The sequence below is a fragment of the Microbacterium sp. SLBN-146 genome, assembly GCF_006715145.1.
In the GTDB taxonomy this organism is placed as follows: domain Bacteria; phylum Actinomycetota; class Actinomycetes; order Actinomycetales; family Microbacteriaceae; genus Microbacterium.
Window position 1 is genome coordinate 2202733 of the sequence record NZ_VFMR01000001.1, and the last position, 17090, is coordinate 2219822.

Below are 17090 nucleotides of genomic sequence, written 5' to 3' on the forward strand. Positions count from 1 at the left end.
ATGTACGAATGAGGGTGACATGACACTGACGCCAGACGCCACGAGCTGCAAGACATGCGGCTTCGGCCTGTGGATCCCAATCCCCGGAGGCGACTTGAGCTCGTCTTTCATGGGGTTGTACAGTGATGCTCGCTTCCCTGGCCGTTGCATCGTGAGCCTAAACGAACACGCCGAGCACCTCGACGATCTTCCCAAAGACACTGTTTCGTCCTTCATGATCAACGTAGCGATGGCCTCAAAGGCCTTACGGATCGCGACAGACGCGCCTCGCATCAACGTTGCGATCCTGGGCAACCAGGAGGGGCACGTCCACGCACACCTCATTCCTCGATATCCCGATTCCGAGCCGCTACCCAATAAGGCCCCCTGGGAGGACCCTCGACCTCGAGGTGCTCTTGACGAAGGGGACGAGAGGCGCTTGGTCAATCTGATCGCACGCGCACTGACGCAGGTCAAAGCACGGTCCAAGGACGAGGCGGGAGCCTCGCGAATGCCCCGCCGCTCGGGGTCACGTGCGCTGCCGCTTCTCTCCTCAGGCGCTGAGTCTCTCGTCTAGTAGATGACGACGCTGCGTGCCGCAGATCTCCTTGTCGGAGGTGGGGGCATGGCACTGGGCCTCGAAAGGGGCGGATTCGAATTGGCGTACGCGATCGATGAGGATCCCGATGCAGTTCGAACGATCCGCTCAAACCGTGAGCACTGGCAAGTCGAGATGCTGGATGTCGGCGAGCTGTCGGCGAAGCAAGTTTCAGGTCTTGACCTAATTTCCGCGGGGTTGCCGTCGCCGCAACGCCCCAGTGAGTCACGCGATGCGCGTGGCGGACGCGACGCGAACGACGCCGTGATTTCTTGCGTCAACTTGGTGTCCGAGGCCCAGCCTAGAGCTATCCTTTTCGAAAGCACACGGTCACTGTTGTACGAGGTGCATAGACCTCTCTTAACCTGGATCACACGTCAGCTTGAGGAGAGTGGGTATCAACTCGAACTGCGCATGCTGGAGGCTTCAGACTTTGGGATTGCTCAACGTCGACCCCGCGTCTACCTTGTTGCGTTCCAGCGAGATGCGTTCAAGTCGTTTGAGTGGCCCTACCCTTCGTTCGAGCACGTCACTCTTGGGGAGACTCTTCACGAGGAGATGTCAGCCTTGGGATGGAGGGGCGCTGATAAGTGGGCTACCAATGCGAATCGCGTAGCACCGACAATCGTCGGGGGATCCCGACGACACGGCGGCGCAGACCTGGGGCCCTCCGGGACGAAGAGTGCTTGGTGGCGGCTGGGTATTGACCCGACCGCAATTGCCGATGCATCCCCCGGGCCGGATGACCCGATGGAACTCGCTCCTCGACTAACTCTCCGAATGATGGCGAAGCTTCAAGGTCTGGAGAACTGGCCGCTACACGGTTCGAAGAGTCATCAAGCTCGACTGATCGCCTCTGCAACTCCCCCAGCGGTCGCGGAGGGCATCGCACTCTCCATCGCTGGAGCACTTCGCACTGGTGCTTGAAGACTGCATGGGCAGTCGGACCAGAGGCCGCAACGAGATCACCGCACGCCGAGGTCCTGCTTCATCGCCGCCGCGACCGGGCTTGCGCTCATCGTTCGCACGACCGCAGAGATCCCACGATGACATGGTACCGGTCCGCCCTTCGGCCCTGACGGCGAAATCGTCGCCGATCGCGATCGTGCGTCAGGATTGTTCCGCCAGACGGTGCAGGTCGGCCTCGTTTTCACACGTCGCAATGGCCTACTTTTCGAGCGTCGTCGACAGTGGACTCGGCCACAGTCTTGGCGGCGCGGAAACGAGGCGTTCGCCATGGATGGGTGCATCGGATTCAAGACCGTGGTCGAGAATGAGTCACCCCCCGAGCCGAGGGCGAGGTGACTCAACCGTCACGACAAGGTGGAGCGCAAGCACTCCGCCAACTGGCCCAGGCCAGCCACCTCTGAGGCTTGAAGGCCGCTCAGACCGAGACTTACCAGTTCCGAAGGCTCGCCCACAATCGCGGCGCCGTTATCTTGATGACATGCAGCTTCAACACGATCCCGAGCCTTCGTCGGTGACCAGCATCTCCAAGTGGAAACGAGTACTTGCGTCTCTCGCGATCATCCCTGATCCGACAGTCCCGGTGGCACGCGACCTCCGAACAGATCTCTCGCCGCTAGAACTAGCTAACGTCATTCGACAACAGTTCTATAAGGACAGGAACTACCTCCGATTGAGGCGCAGACGCTGGATCATTGGGGCGATCGCAATTCGGCTGCTTGCTCTTGGATTGTCAGGGGCGGCGACAATCCTTCTAGGGCTCTCTAACCTGTCAGGTGCCGCTGCGTGGGGCTTTGCATTGTCGGCGCTCGTGACATCGATCACGGCGCTGGAGCCATTTTTCAACTTTCGGTCTCGATGGGTGTCGGCGGATGAGGCACTGGCGCGTTGGCATAGTGCCGAGGAGGCATTGACTCTCTACGTGGCAACACGAGCCGAGGACGAGCTTTCGACGCCTGAGGTAGTCGCCTTTGATGGAATGAGACAGGATGAGTGGTCGAGATTCACTCAAGATTGGCTCGCTGACCGTCGCAGCGCGGGTCCTGGACCGCACTCCTGAGCACGCCGCATCGCAATTGAGGCACGAGGAGCGCCAAGTCACCTATGCACGCACGACGACGCGGGTCGGAAGAGTCTGTTCGACGACCCATGACGGGGAGCAGGGCACCTGTTGCCGGGGCGAGCGGGGCGGCGGGAGAGGCTATGGACCGGCAGGTACGGATTGTGGACCCCTGTCGACGAGGGCGCCTTCGACGAGCTCGTCGGGAAGGATTCCTAGGAGTGCAGAATCATCGGGGACGCGCCGACACCTGCATCAGGCGGGTACGTGGCAGCGAGGCTGCCGCGATGCGGAGAGCCACCTACGGACTTCTTCGTCCAGGCCGGCTGGGCCCTACTGCGAGCGATGAAAGTGCGTGAGTGCGCCGCTGTGGTCACTGCAGCGCTCAACGGGATCATCGAGCTCCACCGACGCCTCGGCCGCGGCGACCGCAATCGCCAGAACTACCGACTCCGCATGCTCCTCGTCGCGGACAGCCTCACCGGTGACCCCCCGCCGGATGTCTGAAGAGCCAGCATACGTAGAGTAGAACAGGTTCCTCGCGCGGCTGAGCTTCACGTCCTCCACGCGTCCGATGGTTCTGCCGTTGAGTCGCACTGGCGGCAGGAGTTCCGCCGCGACATCTGGGTGCCTGAAGGCAGAGTAAGAGGGTCCTCTATCGCTAGTCTCAGCAGATGGAGTGGGGAAGTCTGGCCGACTGGTTTGCTGCCATAGGCACGGTGGGAGCACTGTTCGCGACTCTAAGTCTGTTCGTGCACTCGCAGCGAAGCGAGGCTCGTCGCGTCGGGCAGGAACTAAGCCTGACAGCAGAGGGTCTGTACGACGAGGATGCGTTCTCGCTGGAGAAACGCATCATCTTCAAGATGCGGTTCCGAGTTTACAACTCCGGATCAGCGCCCATACATGACGCACGCATCCTTGCCTACGAAGACGGCAAGACACTGAGCGCTCACGCACTGTCGGTCGGTGGTGAGCCGATAGAGCCTCAGAGGAGTTTCGTCTTTATATGGCCCGTGGAGAGCACCCTCGTGATGGACCGTATGTACATTCATCACACTGACCGGACCGGTCGCGAGTGGGTTCGCAACGTGCACTCCGGCGAGGTTCTCAAGCGAAGTGAGGCGAAGGAAGTCTTGAAGGCAGTCCCTTCCCTAACCAGCTACTCTTTCGAGCGCGAGGGTGGCGGCGCGGACCTGTGATGAGACTCATCGCATTTGAGGGTGTAGCCGGAGTTTGAATCCTCCGGCTTCGAGCAGTGATCGAGTGATGTAGTTCTTCGGGTTCCGGAACCCCAAGGCCGAGCCGCGGAGGTGCTGAGGTGTCTGTTGATGGCCTTCGTTGGTCTGTTCGAGGTGCGGGGGTGATCGTACAATGCCAGGACGTCGGTGGCAGGACGGGTGAGCGTGCGGCTGAGTTTGCGGAGTTTGACGAGCAGGGCCGGGATGCTGCTGGCGAGCGAGTCGATCACGGACTGCATGACGAGCTCCCCAGTTCCGGTCGGGTTGCAGGTAGGCGGTCCATCATCCGCTGGTAGATGCCCCAGGTCGCCTCGACCTCGCCGTACTCCTTGTCCGCGAACAGCGCTTCAGCCGAGCCTGCTGTTTCTCGTGAGCAGGCTTCCGCCGGTGTGGAGGGTGCGTCGGGCGTTGTAGCGGGGGTCGTCTTTCCGGCCCGCCGGCCGAAGGTGTCACGCTGAACCCGGCACTCGTCGAGCGCGTCGCTGACCAGCCTCACGGCGTGGAAGGGGTCTATCACCGTCACCGTGTCTGGTAGTTCCTCCGCGGTCGCGGTCTCCAAGCCGAACCCGTCCATCGCGACGACCTCCGGTGCGTCGCGCGAAGCTTGGGGGACGCTCGACGAGCCAGGTCTTGAACACCCCTTCGAGCGCCCCTCGACCATGTCCAGCAGCCGCGATGGGCTCGTCTTCTCGCGGATCGGGGTGAGATCGACTATCGCGGCTCCGAATGTCGTGTGGCGCCAGACATGCTCGTCGACACCGAGCACCCGAACGCCAGCGAACCGGGCAGGGTCACCGATCAGAAGCCGACGGCCCTCACCGAGAGTCGTTGTTCGCGGTGTGCCAGGACTCTCCGCGGCCGGCGGCGACAGGAGAAACGGTGAGGTGGTCGATGACGAGAGCGTCCAGCGCCCACCGCGGCCCGCCGCGCGACAACTTCGCCTTTGGCTCCGCCACCGCGGTCGAGTCCTGCTGCCAGAGCCGACCGCAGCCGGAGCAGGTGAACCGGCGGATCCGATGCAGCTCGGGACTCTGGAGGTCTCGATGCAGAACGTCTTGTAGCGGCACAGGCCGAGGTCTGGCGTGCAGCGCGAAAGGGGGAGGCGGCGATGGCGACCGATCTCTTAGCCTGGGGCGCCGAGCGCGAGCCGCGGGATCGGGATGTACAGCTGCTCTGCCACGAGGAGTTCTGAATGGGCAGACGCTTCGGCGCGTCTCGTGGGCTGTGTCGGCGCGGGTTCAGGCCGCGCTCTCAGAATCTCTTGCGTGTTCCCCTCGGAGTCTCAGTGCTTACCGACTCGGTCGGAGTGCCGAGTGCCGCCATTCAACCGATTGTCCAGCCCGTTCTCCGGCGACCGTCGGGACGAACGTCTGAGGAGCGTGACGACGGTGAGCCACGGGAATAGTCGGATACGCCTGCGCCTATCCGATATCGTCGTCGCATGATCTCACTCCCCGATGACCTGGTGACGCTCGCTGCTGAACGCCGGCTTATCCCATTCGTCGGCGCGGGTTTTTCTGCATCTTTGGGCCTTCCATCCTGGGAGAGACTGCTCGAGCAGGTCTGTGAGCATACTGATGGTGTCGTGAGCTTTGAGGAGCTGAAAGAGGCCACGAATGGGGACTACCTTCAGATTGCTGAGTATCTATATCTGCGACACGACAGGCAGATCGGGCCAATCAGGCACCAAATCGAGACCAGTTTCGCGAGCTCTGCGGCAGATCCGACTAGGTCGGGAGCGCACATCGAGCTTGTCAACTTGGACGCAGGGCAGATTTACACGACCAACTATGACGACATGATCGAGCGGTTGTTCCGATCTCTTGGCAAATCCGTGACCCCGGTCGTGCTTCCAAAAGATGTTGCTCTCGCAGATCCAGACCGAACTCAGGTCGTGAAATATCACGGCGATCTCAAGCATGAGAGAACGCTCGTGCTCACGGAGTCGGCCTACTACAAGCGGCTTGATTTTGAGTCTCCGATGGATCTGAAGTTTCGATCCGACCTTCTGGGGAAGTCCGTGCTGTTCATGGGCTACAGCTTCCGAGATGTCAATATCCGCATCATTTGGTTCAAACTCATGGAGATGATGCGCGATGTACCTGAGGCTGACCGTAGGCCATCGTACATAGTGCGCTTCGAATCCAACCCCGCTCTGGAGGCACTCTACGCCGCGGTTGGCTTGAAGACCATCGTCCTCAAACCCGACGGAAAATCACCCACTGACCGGGAGCGTAGCGACCTACTTGGAGCATTCTTGCTTGAGTTATCGCTGAGGGCTGGGCGCGAGCCTAGTCGAACTAGCGAAGGGACGAGGTACGTATCGACAGCGCTCCTTACCGCGGTTTCTCGTCTGACCAGGCGAGTCGGGGACTTGTATCCACCTGTTGGTGGGATTAGATACCGGTCGCCCATTTTCCGCGACGACCCCCGTATTGAGCGGCTCCTAACAGCCGAGGTCCCCGACGGACTCCACAGAGATTGGGAGAAGCACACGTCTGATCTTCTTCCTGCGCTAGGAGTGACCGCCGACGTACTCGCGGTACTTCAACGGGTCCAGAATCCCGATGCGCTAGCGGCCTACGTTGTGCGAGTCCTAGGCTTCAGCGGAGACCCCGAGGCTCGCGGCGACAAACTGAAGCTGCTGGCCGCGGATGTCCCATGGGACCGTGTATGGAAGGGCAAGATTTCTCTCACCGAAGCGAACGAACTGCTCGACTCGCTCTTGCGAGAAGTCACGTACCAGGCCACGCGCGCCGCCGATGAGGACATAGCCTACTTGGTCGACCTGGCCGCGCGGATGTCCAGAGGGAAGCTGCTGGACCCCGAGTCGGAACCTGGCGTCGTGGACGCGAAGGAGACGATCGAGCGTGCGGCCGCTCTGCTAACGCTCGCAACGGAGATTTACCCGTCCATCGCCACGATGAAGGTCACGGACGGACCTCCTGACCTTGCACAGCTGCTTGACGATATCGCAAAACGGCATGCCAACTTCGAACCTGTGGAGCTAGACACCGGCGTTCTGGGCCCCGCGATCGCGGGGCGCATCGTAGGAAATCGCCCGGGCGCCAATCGACAACCGCGTCCAGTCTCACGCGCGACCACTCCCGTGCCTCGCACGGTGAAGCGGCAGCCTTGACTGGCAAAGTCAGCTACCTCCAGTAAAGAAGACACCTACTCGGCTTTCGAGTGCGGCGCGATGCAGCGGACGATTCGGACCCCCGTGCGACCCCGCACTTCTTGGAGGTCTGCACCTAGCCGCTTGCACCCGCCTCGCCCTAGCGTGGACCCCAACATCCCCGTACGACTGCGCCATAGGGAGCGCCGCGGTTACCGGATGGATCTCGCCGAGACGCCCGCGAACGACCGGGAAGAGTATCTCGACTACCTCACGACGAACTGCGCTGTGCCGTTCCGCGCCAACACGGCCGACCGGGATCGCCAGCAGACGTTCGTGCACATGCACCGCGAGTTCGGGCGCATGACGGTGTTCGAGAACACGTACTCCAACTACACCGGGGTGCGTCCCAAGGGAGTAGCGCGGTCGAGCGACGAGAAGATGATCACGATCGGGATGCCGCTGGGCCCGATGGACGTCGCGCAGGGCGACGCCCAAGTGCGGGGGAGCGCGCGCTCGATGGTCGCGTTCTGGGGGTCTCGCACCCTACGGCGCCGAAGTGGGCGGCGCGATCTACTACAGCCCGCCCTTTATCGACTAGCGTTCCTTGGCGTCTCGCTTCATGTCCGCCAAGATCTTCTCGATGGTGTCCGGTCCTTCGGTGTCACGGATCGTCGTCGGCCGTTCGTTCGAGTTGAACGCATCGTCGGTGGGGGCGGGTTGGTCCTCAAGCTCCTCCGCCGTCTCTTGCGGCGCAAGCAGTTCCTTCTCCCAATCGAGCAGTGGCTCCGCTCGCGAGGTCTGTTGTTGAACTACTCGTAGGGCTCGGTCAAGGTAGCCGAACGTGCGAGCTTCGTTCTCGGTCGCCTGTTCTGCCACTGCACGAGCTGCGTCTGCTCGCCGCTGCGCTTCGGCTGCTTCCTTCCTGCTCCGACGGGCGATGACGAAGCTCACGACGGCGACAATGGCTGTCGCGAGAGTGATCGTCGCACCCACCCCGTTGAAGACGAGGTTCAAGAGATCGTAGATGTCTCGCTGCACGCGGTCAGACTAGCGGGCACGTCCCAGATCGGACGTGAGCGTTTGGGGGCGCGAGGAGGAGCCGACGGCGACTCGGCGACCGGCGTCACGGCCGGTGATTGCGCTCCGGCTTCGGTGTCACGCTCTCCGGAAAGACGCGGCAGTCGTTCCGCTGCTCGGCCGATCGTTCAGGCACGGTCGTGGAGTGTGATGTGGTAGCCGTCGAGGTCCGCAAAGGTGAACGTGCGCCCGAAGGGGCCGTCGATCGGATCAGCCACGATCATGTGCCCGTCGTTGGCGAGAGCGTCGTGAATTGCCTGGACATCCGTCGCGTGCAGCCAGATGGCAGCTCCGAGACCCGGCTGCGATACGGCATCAAGCTCGACGCCGGGCGCGAGGTCGCGGATCGCGAAGGCGATCGGCTTCGTTTCGAAGACCACCGCGTGTGGCGGCCCTGCGGGGGAACGGACCAGCCCAAGGTACTGCTCGTAGAACGCTCGCGACGCCTCGAGATCGCGAACTTGAAGGGAGATGAAGTCGGGCCCGGTGACGGCCATGATGTCCTCGTTTCGATGTAAGTCTTCTGACATTCCAAATCTATGTCAGACTTCTGACATGAGTCAAGTGGAACGCGGCGTGGACCTCGAAACATCGATGGGATACCTGCTCAAGGAGGCAGCGACCGCGCTCCGGGTTGCGATGGAAGAGGTGCTCCGCCCGCTGGGGATGACCGTCACCCACTACGCGTGCCTCGAACTTCTTGCTCAACGGCCCGGGTTGTCGAACTCGGATCTCGCTCGCGGGGCCTTCGTAACCCGCCAATCGATGAACGTGCTGCTGCAGGCGCTCGAGCGCGACGGAGCCGTGTCGCGGCCGCCGACTGCTCCCGTGGGGCGAGCGATCCCGGCACAGCTCACCGCCAAGGGTCGAGCGCAGCTGGAAGAGGCCAGCGCCGCGGTGCGCGCGGTCGAACTACGGATGCTGAACGACCTCACGCCATCCGAGCGAGAGAGTGCTTTCAGGTTGCTCGGTCAGATGACCCGCTCACTGCGGAGCACCACCGACGTCGCCTGATCCCGATCGGGATGCGGATGGACGGGGAACGCGGGTCGCCTGGGCGTTTCAGATCGGGATGCCAACGGTGCACGGTTTGGGTCTACGGTGTCGTGCATAACACACATGAAGGCGCTTCTCGGCCGGGGCTCGGAGTTGGACACGCTTCGGTCCCTTTTTGCTGCCGCCCGGAACTCAGCCGGGGGCACCTTGCTGGTGCAGGGCGATGCCGGAGTGGGCAAGACGACGTTGCTCGAAGCAGCCCTTGAAGACGTCGCGGGCATGCGGGTGATGCGAATTACCGGCTTCGCGGCCGAGTCATCGCTGGCCTTCAGCGCGCTTCAACGGCTCGGTAGACCGCTCTCGTCCTACACGGGGAGTATCCCCGAGGCTCAGCAGACGGCGCTGGGGGTGGCTTCGGGGCTCGCGATAGGTGCGCCGCCGCAGCGCGCACTTGTCGGTCTCGCATCGCTGTCGCTCCTGGCCGCGGCAGGCGACGACATCCCGACGATCTGCGTCGTGGATGACACGCATCTCCTCGATCGCGAGTCGCTGGACGTGATGGGTTTCGTTGCGAGGCGATTGTCGGCGGAGGCGGTTGCCGTCGTTTTCGCCACGCGACCCGACGAGGAGGTCTCGCGGGCGTTGGCCGGAGTCCCTCGGCTGGAGTTGGCCGGCCTCGACGCCGAGTCGGGTGCGACTCTGCTGCGCGAGTCGGTGGATGGCGAGCTGGATCCGTCGATCGTCGCAGAGTTCGTGAATTTGTCTGGTGGAAACCCGCTGGCGCTTCGTGAGCTGGGGTCGGAGTGGACGGCGGAGGAGCTGACGGCCGCAGCGATCGCGCACTCACCGACTCCCATCGGGCGTCAGCTCGAGGCGCACTACACCGAGCGCGTGCGTTCGCTGCCGGAACACACACGGCTGTGGCTGCTCGTTGCCGCTGCAGAGTCCACGGGGGATGCATCCGTTGTCCGGTCCGCCGCGACCGCTCTGGGCCTGGACGATGCGGCATCCGCGACGGCCGAGCGGGCTGGACTGGTGTCAGTGCACGACTCGGTGCGGTTCCGGCATCCGTTGGTGCAAGCGTCCGTCTACAACAGCGCGGCGGATCCGGATCGTCGCCGCGTGCACGGCGCCTTACGAGCAGAGACTGCGGCTCGCGGGCAGCGGGAGCTGGCCGCCTGGCATGCCGCTGCAGCGAGCAGCGGACTGAGCGCGGAGGTCTCGGAAGAGCTCGCCGCCGTCGCCGACCTCGTCGCGGCGCGCGGTGGACTGGGATCGCGCGCTCGTCTGCTCGCTCGTGCCGCGGAGATCGCCCCCGAGCCTGCGGCGAGCCACCAGTTGCTCGTGTCGGCAGCGGAGGCGGCCATCGGATCGGGCGCCGCATTGCTCGCCCGCCAGCTGCTCGAGCGCGTCGACACGTCGCAGCTCGATCGTATCGGGCGCGGCCGGACGCTCATGGTCGGCGCACTGTGCGCCCTCTTTCTCTCCGACCCCGTCGAACTCCGGCACGGAGTCGTGGGTCTGCTCGAGGCCGCCGACGAGTTCCACGACATCGCGCCCGAACTCGAACAGAAGCCGCTCCTGATGGCGCTGACCTTCGCCCACACCAGCGAGCAGGGCACCCAAGGCGTGACGATCGACCAGGTCGCGCGACGCGTACGCGAGGGAGCCGGCGTTCTCGACGGCCACTACGCGGTCGCGCTGGCCGCCACGAGTTCATTCATCCTCGACGACTACGCCACCGCAGCCCCACGGCTGCGGGACGCGGTGACGATGTTGCGCGAGCTCGACGACGCGGCACTGCTCGAGTTCAGCTTTTACTCCGTCAATCCGACCGTCGGGTTGTGGGATGCCGATGCCGCATCGGAACTTCTCCGCCGAACAGTCCGCGTTGGGCAGCAGATGGGAGCCCTGCGCGAGGTCGATGCCGCACTGTGGGTGCTCAGCGCCGTCGAGCTGTCTCGCGTAAACCCGCGGCTGGCAGGTGAGTACCTTGCGCAGGCGGACGAACTCCGGCGCGCACTCGGCTATGTCGAGCAGCAGATGGTCAACTCCGCACTTCTGGCCTGGCAGGGGATGCCACGTGCCACGGTCGAGCAGATCTCACACGGGATGCGCGAAGCTGGCTTCGGGGGCATCGCCCGCATGACGATCGGGGCTCTCGCGATCAACGAGATCGCGGATGGCGAGTACCAGCGGGCCTTCGATCGCTTGTCCGACCTCGTCGCGAACCCGCAGATGCAAGCGTCGTTCCACCACATCCCGGAGCTGATCGAGGCCGCCGTCCGCAGCGGCAACCGCGACGCGGCTCGCACCGCCGCGCAAGACCTTCACCGGTACGCCGAGGTCGCCGGCACTCCGTGGGTGCGGGGGCTGGACGCGCGGTGCCGGGCCCTGTTGGCGACGGATGCCGACGCCGAGACGTACTTCGAGGAATCCATCGCCCATCTGAGTGCAGGCAGTCATCGCAGCGACCAGGCCCGCACCCGGCTTCTTTTCGGCGAGTGGCTGCGGCGAGTTCGCCGCCGCACCGAGGCGCGCGCGCAGCTCACTCGGGCGCTTTCGATCTTCGAAGACGTCGGAGCCGACGCTTTTGCTCGACGCACGAGGCGTGAGCTGGCGGCCGGGGGAGACCCGCAACGAGCGACGCCTCCGCTGCGGGGTGATCTCACCGCCCAGGAGGCGGAGATCGCGCGGATGGCCGGGCATGGCGCCACCAACGCGGAGATCGCGGCTGCCCTGTTCATCAGCGCCAACACCGTCGACTACCACCTGCGGAAAGTCTTCCGAAAGCTCGATGTGACGTCGCGTCGTCAGCTCGCCGAGCACTTTCCGCAGACCACGTAGCGCGCTCATCGCGTCGCAGCCGAGGCACCCTCGCCGTCGGACTACGAACGCCACGTGGTGCGCCGTGGTGAGGTGGACGAGCACGATGGCGGCATCCAGAACCACAGGAGGATGTCATGCCCTACGTCACGACCGAAGACGGCACCCAGATCTTCTACAAAGACTGGGGGAACGAAGGCTCGCCGGTCCTCCTCAGCCACGGCTGGCCGCTCAACTCGGATGCCTGGGAGGCGACAGCACTCTTTCTCGCCCAGAACGGGCACCGTGCGATCGCCCACGACCGCCGCGGGCACGGTAAATCGACCCAGACGTGGGGAGGCAACGAGATGGATACGTACGCCGACGATCTCGCCTGCCTGATCAACCACCTGGATCTCCGCGACCTCACCCTCGTCGGTCACTCGACAGGCGGGGGCGAGATCGTCCACTACGTCGGACGCCACGGCACGGAGCGCGTCGCTCGCGTCATCCTCGTGTCGGCGGTTCCGCCCCTCATGGTGCAGTCCGACGACAATCCCGGCGGGCTTCCGATCGACGTGTTCGACGGGATTCGTGCGGGCGAGGCCGCCAATCGGTCGCAGCTGTACCGCGACCTCGCCGACGGCCCGTTCTTCGGCAACAACCGCACGGGCGACGTGCCGCAGGGGACACGGGATGCCTTCTGGCTCCAGGGCCTCGCATCGGGAACCCGCAACGCCTACGAGTGCATCGCGGCATTCAGCGCGACCGACTTCCGGCCGGATCTCGCCAAGATCGACGTCCCCACGCTCGTCATCCACGGCGACGACGACCAGATCGTGCCGTTCCCGATCAGCGGCAAGCTCTCGGCCGAGCTCGTTTCCGGCGCCGAGCTCATCGTCTACGAGGGCGGCGCCCACGGCCTCCCCGACACTGACCGGGAGCGCCTCAACACCGACATCCTGACCTTCATCACCCGCTGACCGCTCCACCCCGCCACGAGATCGGAAGGACCGTCCCTCATGAGCACCACCGACAAGCCCGACACCATCGTCCTCATCCACGGCCTGTGGGTCACGCCCCGCAGCTGGGAGGAGTGGAAAGCCCGCTACGAAGCGAAGGGGTACACGGTTCTGACGCCGGCATATCCCGGCTTCGAGATCGAAGTCGAAGCGCTCCGCGAGAACACCGACATCATCGCGAACCTCACGGTTCCCGAGACCGTCGACCACCTCGCGGGCGTCATCGAGGCGCTTCCGAAGCCGCCGATCATCATGGGGCACAGCTTCGGCGGCATCATGACGCAGCTGCTCCTCGCCCGCGGACTCGGCGCTGCCGGAGCCGTCATCGACTCGGCGCCCACGGAGGGCGTCCGCATCACGCCGCTCTCGCAGGCGCGGTCGCTGTTCCCCGCCCTCAAGAACCCCGCCAACTTCCACAGGGCGGTCGGGTTCACGAAGGAGGAGTGGCACTACGCCTTCGCGAACACGCTGTCGCGCGAAGAATCGGATGCCTCGTGGGAACGCTACGCGATCGCCGCGCCCGGCAACTGGGTGTGGGCGTACGGGCTGCTGGCGAACTTCCAGCCCGGACACCAGGAGACGTGGGTCGACTACTCCGTCGAACGCGCTCCGCTGCTGTTCATCGGCGGGAGCGAGGACCACATCATGCCGCCGGCGGTCAACAAGTCGAACGCGAAGCACTGGGCGAAGTCGCCGAGCCTGACGGAGTACCACGAGTTCGAGGGCCGCGACCACTGGACCTGCGGGGCACCCGGGTGGGAGGCTGTCGCCGACTACGCCCTGGAGTGGACCGTCGCCCACGCGCAGCCCGTCACCGACCGAACGAACGCCTAGCACACCGTCGCACCCCCGCCTCAGCCCGCCCCTGGGGATCGAGTTGTCGTAAATGTCGCGTGGACGCCCCGAAAGGGCAACATTTACGCCAACTCGATCCCGGTGGGAGGACCGTCCTCAGGAGAGACCATGCGCGTCACACGAGTCGGGGGTCCGACGGTCTTCATCGCGCTCGACGGATGGCGGGTCCTTGTCGATCCGACCTTCGATCCGCCGGGGCGCCGCTATCGCTTCGCGTTCGGCACATCGAGCGTCAAGACCCTCGGGCCCACGGTCGGAGCGGACGAGCGCGGCCCTTTCGACGTCATCCTGCTGAGCCACGATCACCACTCCGACAATCTCGACGACGCCGGCCGCGCGCTCCTCCCCGGAGCGGAGCATATCGTCACGACGATGAGCGGGGCCGCGCGCCTCGGATTGCCGACGGTTCACGGGCTCGCCGCCGACGACTCGGTCGTACTGGAGAGTGCGGGGCGCGAACCGCTCCGCATCACGGCCACGCCCGCCCGGCACGGCCCGGCCCTCACCACGCGGATCGTGGGCGACGTCATCGGCTTCCGCATCCGCCGACGATGCCACCTGCGCGACGACGTCTGGGTGACAGGCGACACCGTGCTGACGCGTCGCCTCCGTCGCGTCGCGCAGCACCTGAACGTCGACGTCGCGATCGTGAACGCCGGGGGAGTGCGGTTCGGCGCGACGGGTCCGCTCGAGTACACGATGACGGGTGCGGATGCCGTGGCCCTCGTCTCCGAGCTCGAGCCGGTCATCGCGATCCCGGCGCATTACGACGGCTGGTCGCACTTCCGCGACGGCGAGGCAGGGATGCGCGCGGCGATCCGTGACGCACCGGCATCCGTTCAGGCGCGGTTCCGGTGGCTTCCCGACGACGGATCGGCGGTGGATCTCACGCCGGAACTCGAGGCCGCCCGGAGCGGGCGCGAGGGCACCGTCCGCTGAACCAGCCGCGATTTTCGGCTTACGATGCCGACATGGGTGGTGACAAAACGATCGACGGCGTCACGGTGACTGCGCTGCAGACCGCCGCGCCGCACTCACCACGGCGCGACCCGTGAGCACCGGGCCAGCACCGCTCACGCCGTTGCCAGCGGAATCGACGAGGGCAGTACTGCTGAACGCCCTCGCCTGGGCAACGATCATCGCGGCGCCGCTCCTTCCCGGCATGCTCAGCAGCGCCACTGTGTCCGCCGCACGCCTCCCGCTGGAGACGATCGTCCTCCTGCTCCTCACCCTCGCCCTGCCGCACGCCACACCGCAACGCCTCGTCGCCTACGCTTTCGCAACCTTCACCGTCGTCGCCGCGGCGATCGCCCTGCTCGATCTGGCGTTCCTCGCGACGATCGATCGCGGCTTCGCTCCCACTGAGGACTGGCGCGCGCTGATCAACGCCTACCGGGTGGTGGAAGATGTCGCGGGGCCGGTCATCGCCACACTCGTTGCCGCGCTCGTCGTCGCTCTCGCGATCGCTGCGATCGCGGTGATTGCGAGATGCGCGCTCCGATGCGCACGCACGCTCTCCGACGCCGGCCCCCGCGGGCGCGCCGCGGTCGCAGCGGCCGCGATTGCCTGGAGCGTCCTCGCGATCACCGGGGTGCAGCATCCATCCGGCGCGTCTTTCGCCGCGGCCGATATCACCACATCCCTTTCCACGACAGTCGCGCAGACGGCACAGAGCATCCGCGACCGGGATGCCTTCGCCGAGGCTCTGCGAGAAGACCCGCTGGCCGAACGGCCGACCGACCACCTCCTCACCGCGCTCCGTGGCAAGGACGTCGTCATCGCATTTGTCGAGAGCTACGGTGAGGTCGCTGTGTCTGGCACCGGGCCGATGGCGGGCATCAGCCGCGTCATCGACGAGCACGCGGCGCGGTTGACTCGCAGCGGATACCGCGCCGAGAGCGCGTTCCTCACCTCACCGACCTTCGGCGGCGTGAGTTGGCTCGCCCACGGCGCCCTCCAGAGCGGCACGTGGGTCGACTCGCAACAGAAGTACGACACCCTGCTAGCGAGCGACCGCCTGACGATCAGTCGCCTTTTCGGCGACGCGGGCTGGCGCACCGTCGCTGTCAACCCCGCGCACACCGAGCCCTGGCCCGAGGGCGCCGCGTTCTACGGCTACGACCGGTTGCTCGACGAGCGTGCCCTGGCCTTCAACGGGCCCGCCTTCGGCTTCGCGCGCGTACCCGACCAGTTCACGTGGCACCGCTTCTTCGACGAAGAGCTATCGCAGAACGGCGCCCCGATCATGGCCGAGGTCGATCTTGTCTCGTCGCACACGCCATGGACGCCGACTCCGCGGCTCGTCCCGTGGGTCGACGTCGGCGACCACGCGACTTTCGACACCCAGCCGCGCGACACCGGGGAGGGCGTCTGGCCCGATCCCGAGCGCGTGCGCGCCGCGTACGCCGAGTCCATCCAGTACTCCCTCGGCTCGACGCTGTCGTTCCTCGAGACCTACGACCCAACGAACCTCGTGCTGGTGCTCGTCGGCGATCATCAGCCCTCACGCATCGTCAGCGGCGAGACAGCCGACGCCGACGTGCCCATCACGATCGTGTCGAAGGATCCCGAGGTATTCGAGCGCACACGGGAGTGGGAGTGGGATGCCGGATTCCGTCCGTCGCCCGACGCTCCGGTGTGGCGAATGGATGCCTTTCGTGACAGGTTCGTCGCCGCATTCAGCGACGCAGGGTGAGCTGGGCCCGCCGATCCCCGAACACGATCACCGTGGCGACGACCAGGACGACCACCCCGATCGATTCAACGATCACCGTCTCAGGAACGAGTGGGTAGTCCCATCGCGACTGGATGCCGAACAGCCCCACGGTGAGGGCGATCACGAGCGCCCCGAGGCTCGCCACCATGAACAACAACCCGAGTGCCGTGACGCCGAGCAGGAATCGACGCGGGACCACGAGCATCCCGACGCCCAGCACCAGGCCGGCGATGAAGTTGAGCACGAAAGCAACGCCCAGCAGGCCGCCCGTGCCGGTGAAGACCAGGAACAGATGGATGCCGCCTGCCGCCAGCAACGCGAGGGCGCTGACGATCCGCACGATCAAAATGACGCGGTGGTGGGTGTCTGGCGTCGACATGTGCGCTCCGGATCCTCGGCGGCCATCGGTGGGGAGATCGTCACGTTACACCCCGCGCGTCTCGTGTAGCTCGTCGCCGGCGTGCGGTGGGCGTAACCCGGTGTCTTCCACGCCGGCGCCTCGGCAGCCTCCACGGCGCGGATATCTCGAGATGCAGAACCATAAGCCTGTGCGTCAAGCGATGGATCCGCAGCGATCGATCGGCCACTGGACCGAGTTCGTCATGTCGGCGATTCGCGACTCGCCGGCATCCCTCTGGGGGGGGGGGGGCTCAGCTG

15 protein-coding genes are annotated in these 17090 nt (G+C 65.0%); 11 read left to right on the forward strand and 4 right to left on the reverse strand.

Annotation, left to right across the window (positions count from 1 at the left end):
* Window positions 1-109: 109 nt before the first annotated feature.
* From FBY39_RS16850 to FBY39_RS09545, 4 genes are all read left to right on the forward strand, one after another.
* Window positions 110-556: an HIT family protein gene (locus FBY39_RS16850; protein WP_396652300.1), complete on the forward strand. Its 447-nt coding sequence runs from the start codon at window positions 110-112 to the stop codon at window positions 554-556.
* A gap of 3 nt (window positions 557-559) precedes the next feature.
* Window positions 560-1504 (forward strand): DNA cytosine methyltransferase, encoded by a 945-nt coding sequence (locus tag FBY39_RS16855; protein ID WP_141932079.1) that lies wholly within the window; start codon window positions 560-562, stop codon window positions 1502-1504.
* 1468 nt (window positions 1505-2972) lie between these two features.
* Window positions 2973-3110: a hypothetical protein gene (locus FBY39_RS09540; RefSeq protein WP_160133069.1), complete on the forward strand. Its 138-nt coding sequence runs from the start codon at window positions 2973-2975 to the stop codon at window positions 3108-3110.
* Window positions 3111-3277: 167 nt separating this feature from the next.
* Window positions 3278-3802, forward strand: a complete 525-nt coding sequence (locus FBY39_RS09545; protein ID WP_141932080.1) for a hypothetical protein — start codon at window positions 3278-3280, stop codon at window positions 3800-3802.
* Between the two features lie 265 nt (window positions 3803-4067).
* Here the strand turns inward: FBY39_RS09545 and FBY39_RS16435 are convergent, their stop codons facing one another.
* Window positions 4068-4607, reverse strand: a complete 540-nt coding sequence (locus FBY39_RS16435) for a transposase (RefSeq protein WP_160133071.1) — start codon at window positions 4605-4607, stop codon at window positions 4068-4070.
* A gap of 675 nt (window positions 4608-5282) precedes the next feature.
* Between FBY39_RS16435 and FBY39_RS09555 the strand changes: the two genes are divergently transcribed.
* The gene (locus FBY39_RS09555) at window positions 5283-6980 is read left to right on the forward strand and encodes an SIR2 family protein (RefSeq protein WP_141932082.1); all 1698 of its coding nucleotides are present in this window, start codon (window positions 5283-5285) and stop codon (window positions 6978-6980) included.
* Window positions 6981-7556: 576 nt separating this feature from the next.
* Here FBY39_RS09555 and FBY39_RS09560 read toward each other — a convergent pair.
* Together FBY39_RS09560 and FBY39_RS09565 are read right to left on the reverse strand one after the other, a co-directional pair.
* Window positions 7557-7976 carry a hypothetical protein gene (locus tag FBY39_RS09560; RefSeq protein ID WP_141932083.1) on the reverse strand — a complete coding sequence of 140 codons (420 nt, stop codon included), beginning with the start codon at window positions 7974-7976 and terminating at the stop codon, window positions 7557-7559.
* A 191-nt stretch (window positions 7977-8167) separates the two neighbouring features.
* Window positions 8168-8536, reverse strand: a complete 369-nt coding sequence (locus FBY39_RS09565) for a VOC family protein (RefSeq protein ID WP_141932084.1) — start codon at window positions 8534-8536, stop codon at window positions 8168-8170.
* 58 nt (window positions 8537-8594) lie between these two features.
* Here FBY39_RS09565 and FBY39_RS09570 point away from each other — a divergent pair, with 58 nt between their 5' ends.
* The 6 genes from FBY39_RS09570 to FBY39_RS09595 all read left to right on the forward strand — a co-directional run bounded on the left by FBY39_RS09570 (window position 8595) and on the right by FBY39_RS09595 (window position 16412).
* Window positions 8595-9053: a MarR family winged helix-turn-helix transcriptional regulator gene (locus tag FBY39_RS09570; RefSeq protein WP_141932085.1), complete on the forward strand. Its 459-nt coding sequence runs from the start codon at window positions 8595-8597 to the stop codon at window positions 9051-9053.
* Window positions 9054-9158: 105 nt separating this feature from the next.
* The gene (locus tag FBY39_RS09575; RefSeq protein ID WP_141932086.1) at window positions 9159-11882 is read left to right on the forward strand and encodes an AAA family ATPase; all 2724 of its coding nucleotides are present in this window, start codon (window positions 9159-9161) and stop codon (window positions 11880-11882) included.
* A gap of 116 nt (window positions 11883-11998) precedes the next feature.
* On the forward strand, window positions 11999-12823 hold the full coding sequence (locus FBY39_RS09580) for an alpha/beta fold hydrolase (protein WP_141932087.1): 825 nt from the start codon (window positions 11999-12001) through the stop codon (window positions 12821-12823).
* Between the two features lie 39 nt (window positions 12824-12862).
* Window positions 12863-13696 (forward strand): alpha/beta hydrolase, encoded by an 834-nt coding sequence (locus FBY39_RS09585; protein ID WP_141932088.1) that lies wholly within the window; start codon window positions 12863-12865, stop codon window positions 13694-13696.
* 129 nt (window positions 13697-13825) lie between these two features.
* Window positions 13826-14656 carry an MBL fold metallo-hydrolase gene (locus tag FBY39_RS09590; RefSeq protein WP_141932089.1) on the forward strand — a complete coding sequence of 277 codons (831 nt, stop codon included), beginning with the start codon at window positions 13826-13828 and terminating at the stop codon, window positions 14654-14656.
* A 112-nt stretch (window positions 14657-14768) separates the two neighbouring features.
* On the forward strand, window positions 14769-16412 hold the full coding sequence (locus FBY39_RS09595) for a sulfatase-like hydrolase/transferase (protein ID WP_141932090.1): 1644 nt from the start codon (window positions 14769-14771) through the stop codon (window positions 16410-16412).
* On the opposite strand, the gene FBY39_RS09600 is transcribed toward FBY39_RS09595, so the two are convergent.
* Window positions 16396-16812, reverse strand: coding sequence for a hypothetical protein (locus FBY39_RS09600; protein ID WP_141932091.1), 417 nt, complete (start codon window positions 16810-16812; stop codon window positions 16396-16398). The genes FBY39_RS09595 and FBY39_RS09600 overlap by 17 nt on opposite strands.
* Between the last annotated feature and the right edge of the window lie 278 nt (window positions 16813-17090).

Bases quoted from the DNA above. Each gene is read 5' to 3' on its own strand.
- FBY39_RS09590 (WP_141932089.1), top strand. From the start codon at position 13,826: ATGCGCGTCACACGAGTCGGGGGTCCGACGGTCTTCATCGCGCTCGAC.
- FBY39_RS16855 (WP_141932079.1), top strand. From the start codon at position 560: ATGACGACGCTGCGTGCCGCAGATCTCCTTGTCGGAGGTGGGGGCATG.
- FBY39_RS09580 (WP_141932087.1), top strand. From the start codon at position 11,999: ATGCCCTACGTCACGACCGAAGACGGCACCCAGATCTTCTACAAAGAC.
- FBY39_RS09575 (WP_141932086.1), top strand. From the start codon at position 9,159: ATGAAGGCGCTTCTCGGCCGGGGCTCGGAGTTGGACACGCTTCGGTCC.
- FBY39_RS16850 (WP_396652300.1), top strand. From the start codon at position 110: ATGGGGTTGTACAGTGATGCTCGCTTCCCTGGCCGTTGCATCGTGAGC.
- FBY39_RS09565 (WP_141932084.1), bottom strand. From the start codon at position 8,536: ATGGCCGTCACCGGGCCCGACTTCATCTCCCTTCAAGTTCGCGATCTC.
- FBY39_RS09585 (WP_141932088.1), top strand. From the start codon at position 12,863: ATGAGCACCACCGACAAGCCCGACACCATCGTCCTCATCCACGGCCTG.
- FBY39_RS09555 (WP_141932082.1), top strand. From the start codon at position 5,283: ATGATCTCACTCCCCGATGACCTGGTGACGCTCGCTGCTGAACGCCGG.
- FBY39_RS09570 (WP_141932085.1), top strand. From the start codon at position 8,595: ATGAGTCAAGTGGAACGCGGCGTGGACCTCGAAACATCGATGGGATAC.
- FBY39_RS09545 (WP_141932080.1), top strand. From the start codon at position 3,278: ATGGAGTGGGGAAGTCTGGCCGACTGGTTTGCTGCCATAGGCACGGTG.
- FBY39_RS09600 (WP_141932091.1), bottom strand. From the start codon at position 16,812: ATGTCGACGCCAGACACCCACCACCGCGTCATTTTGATCGTGCGGATC.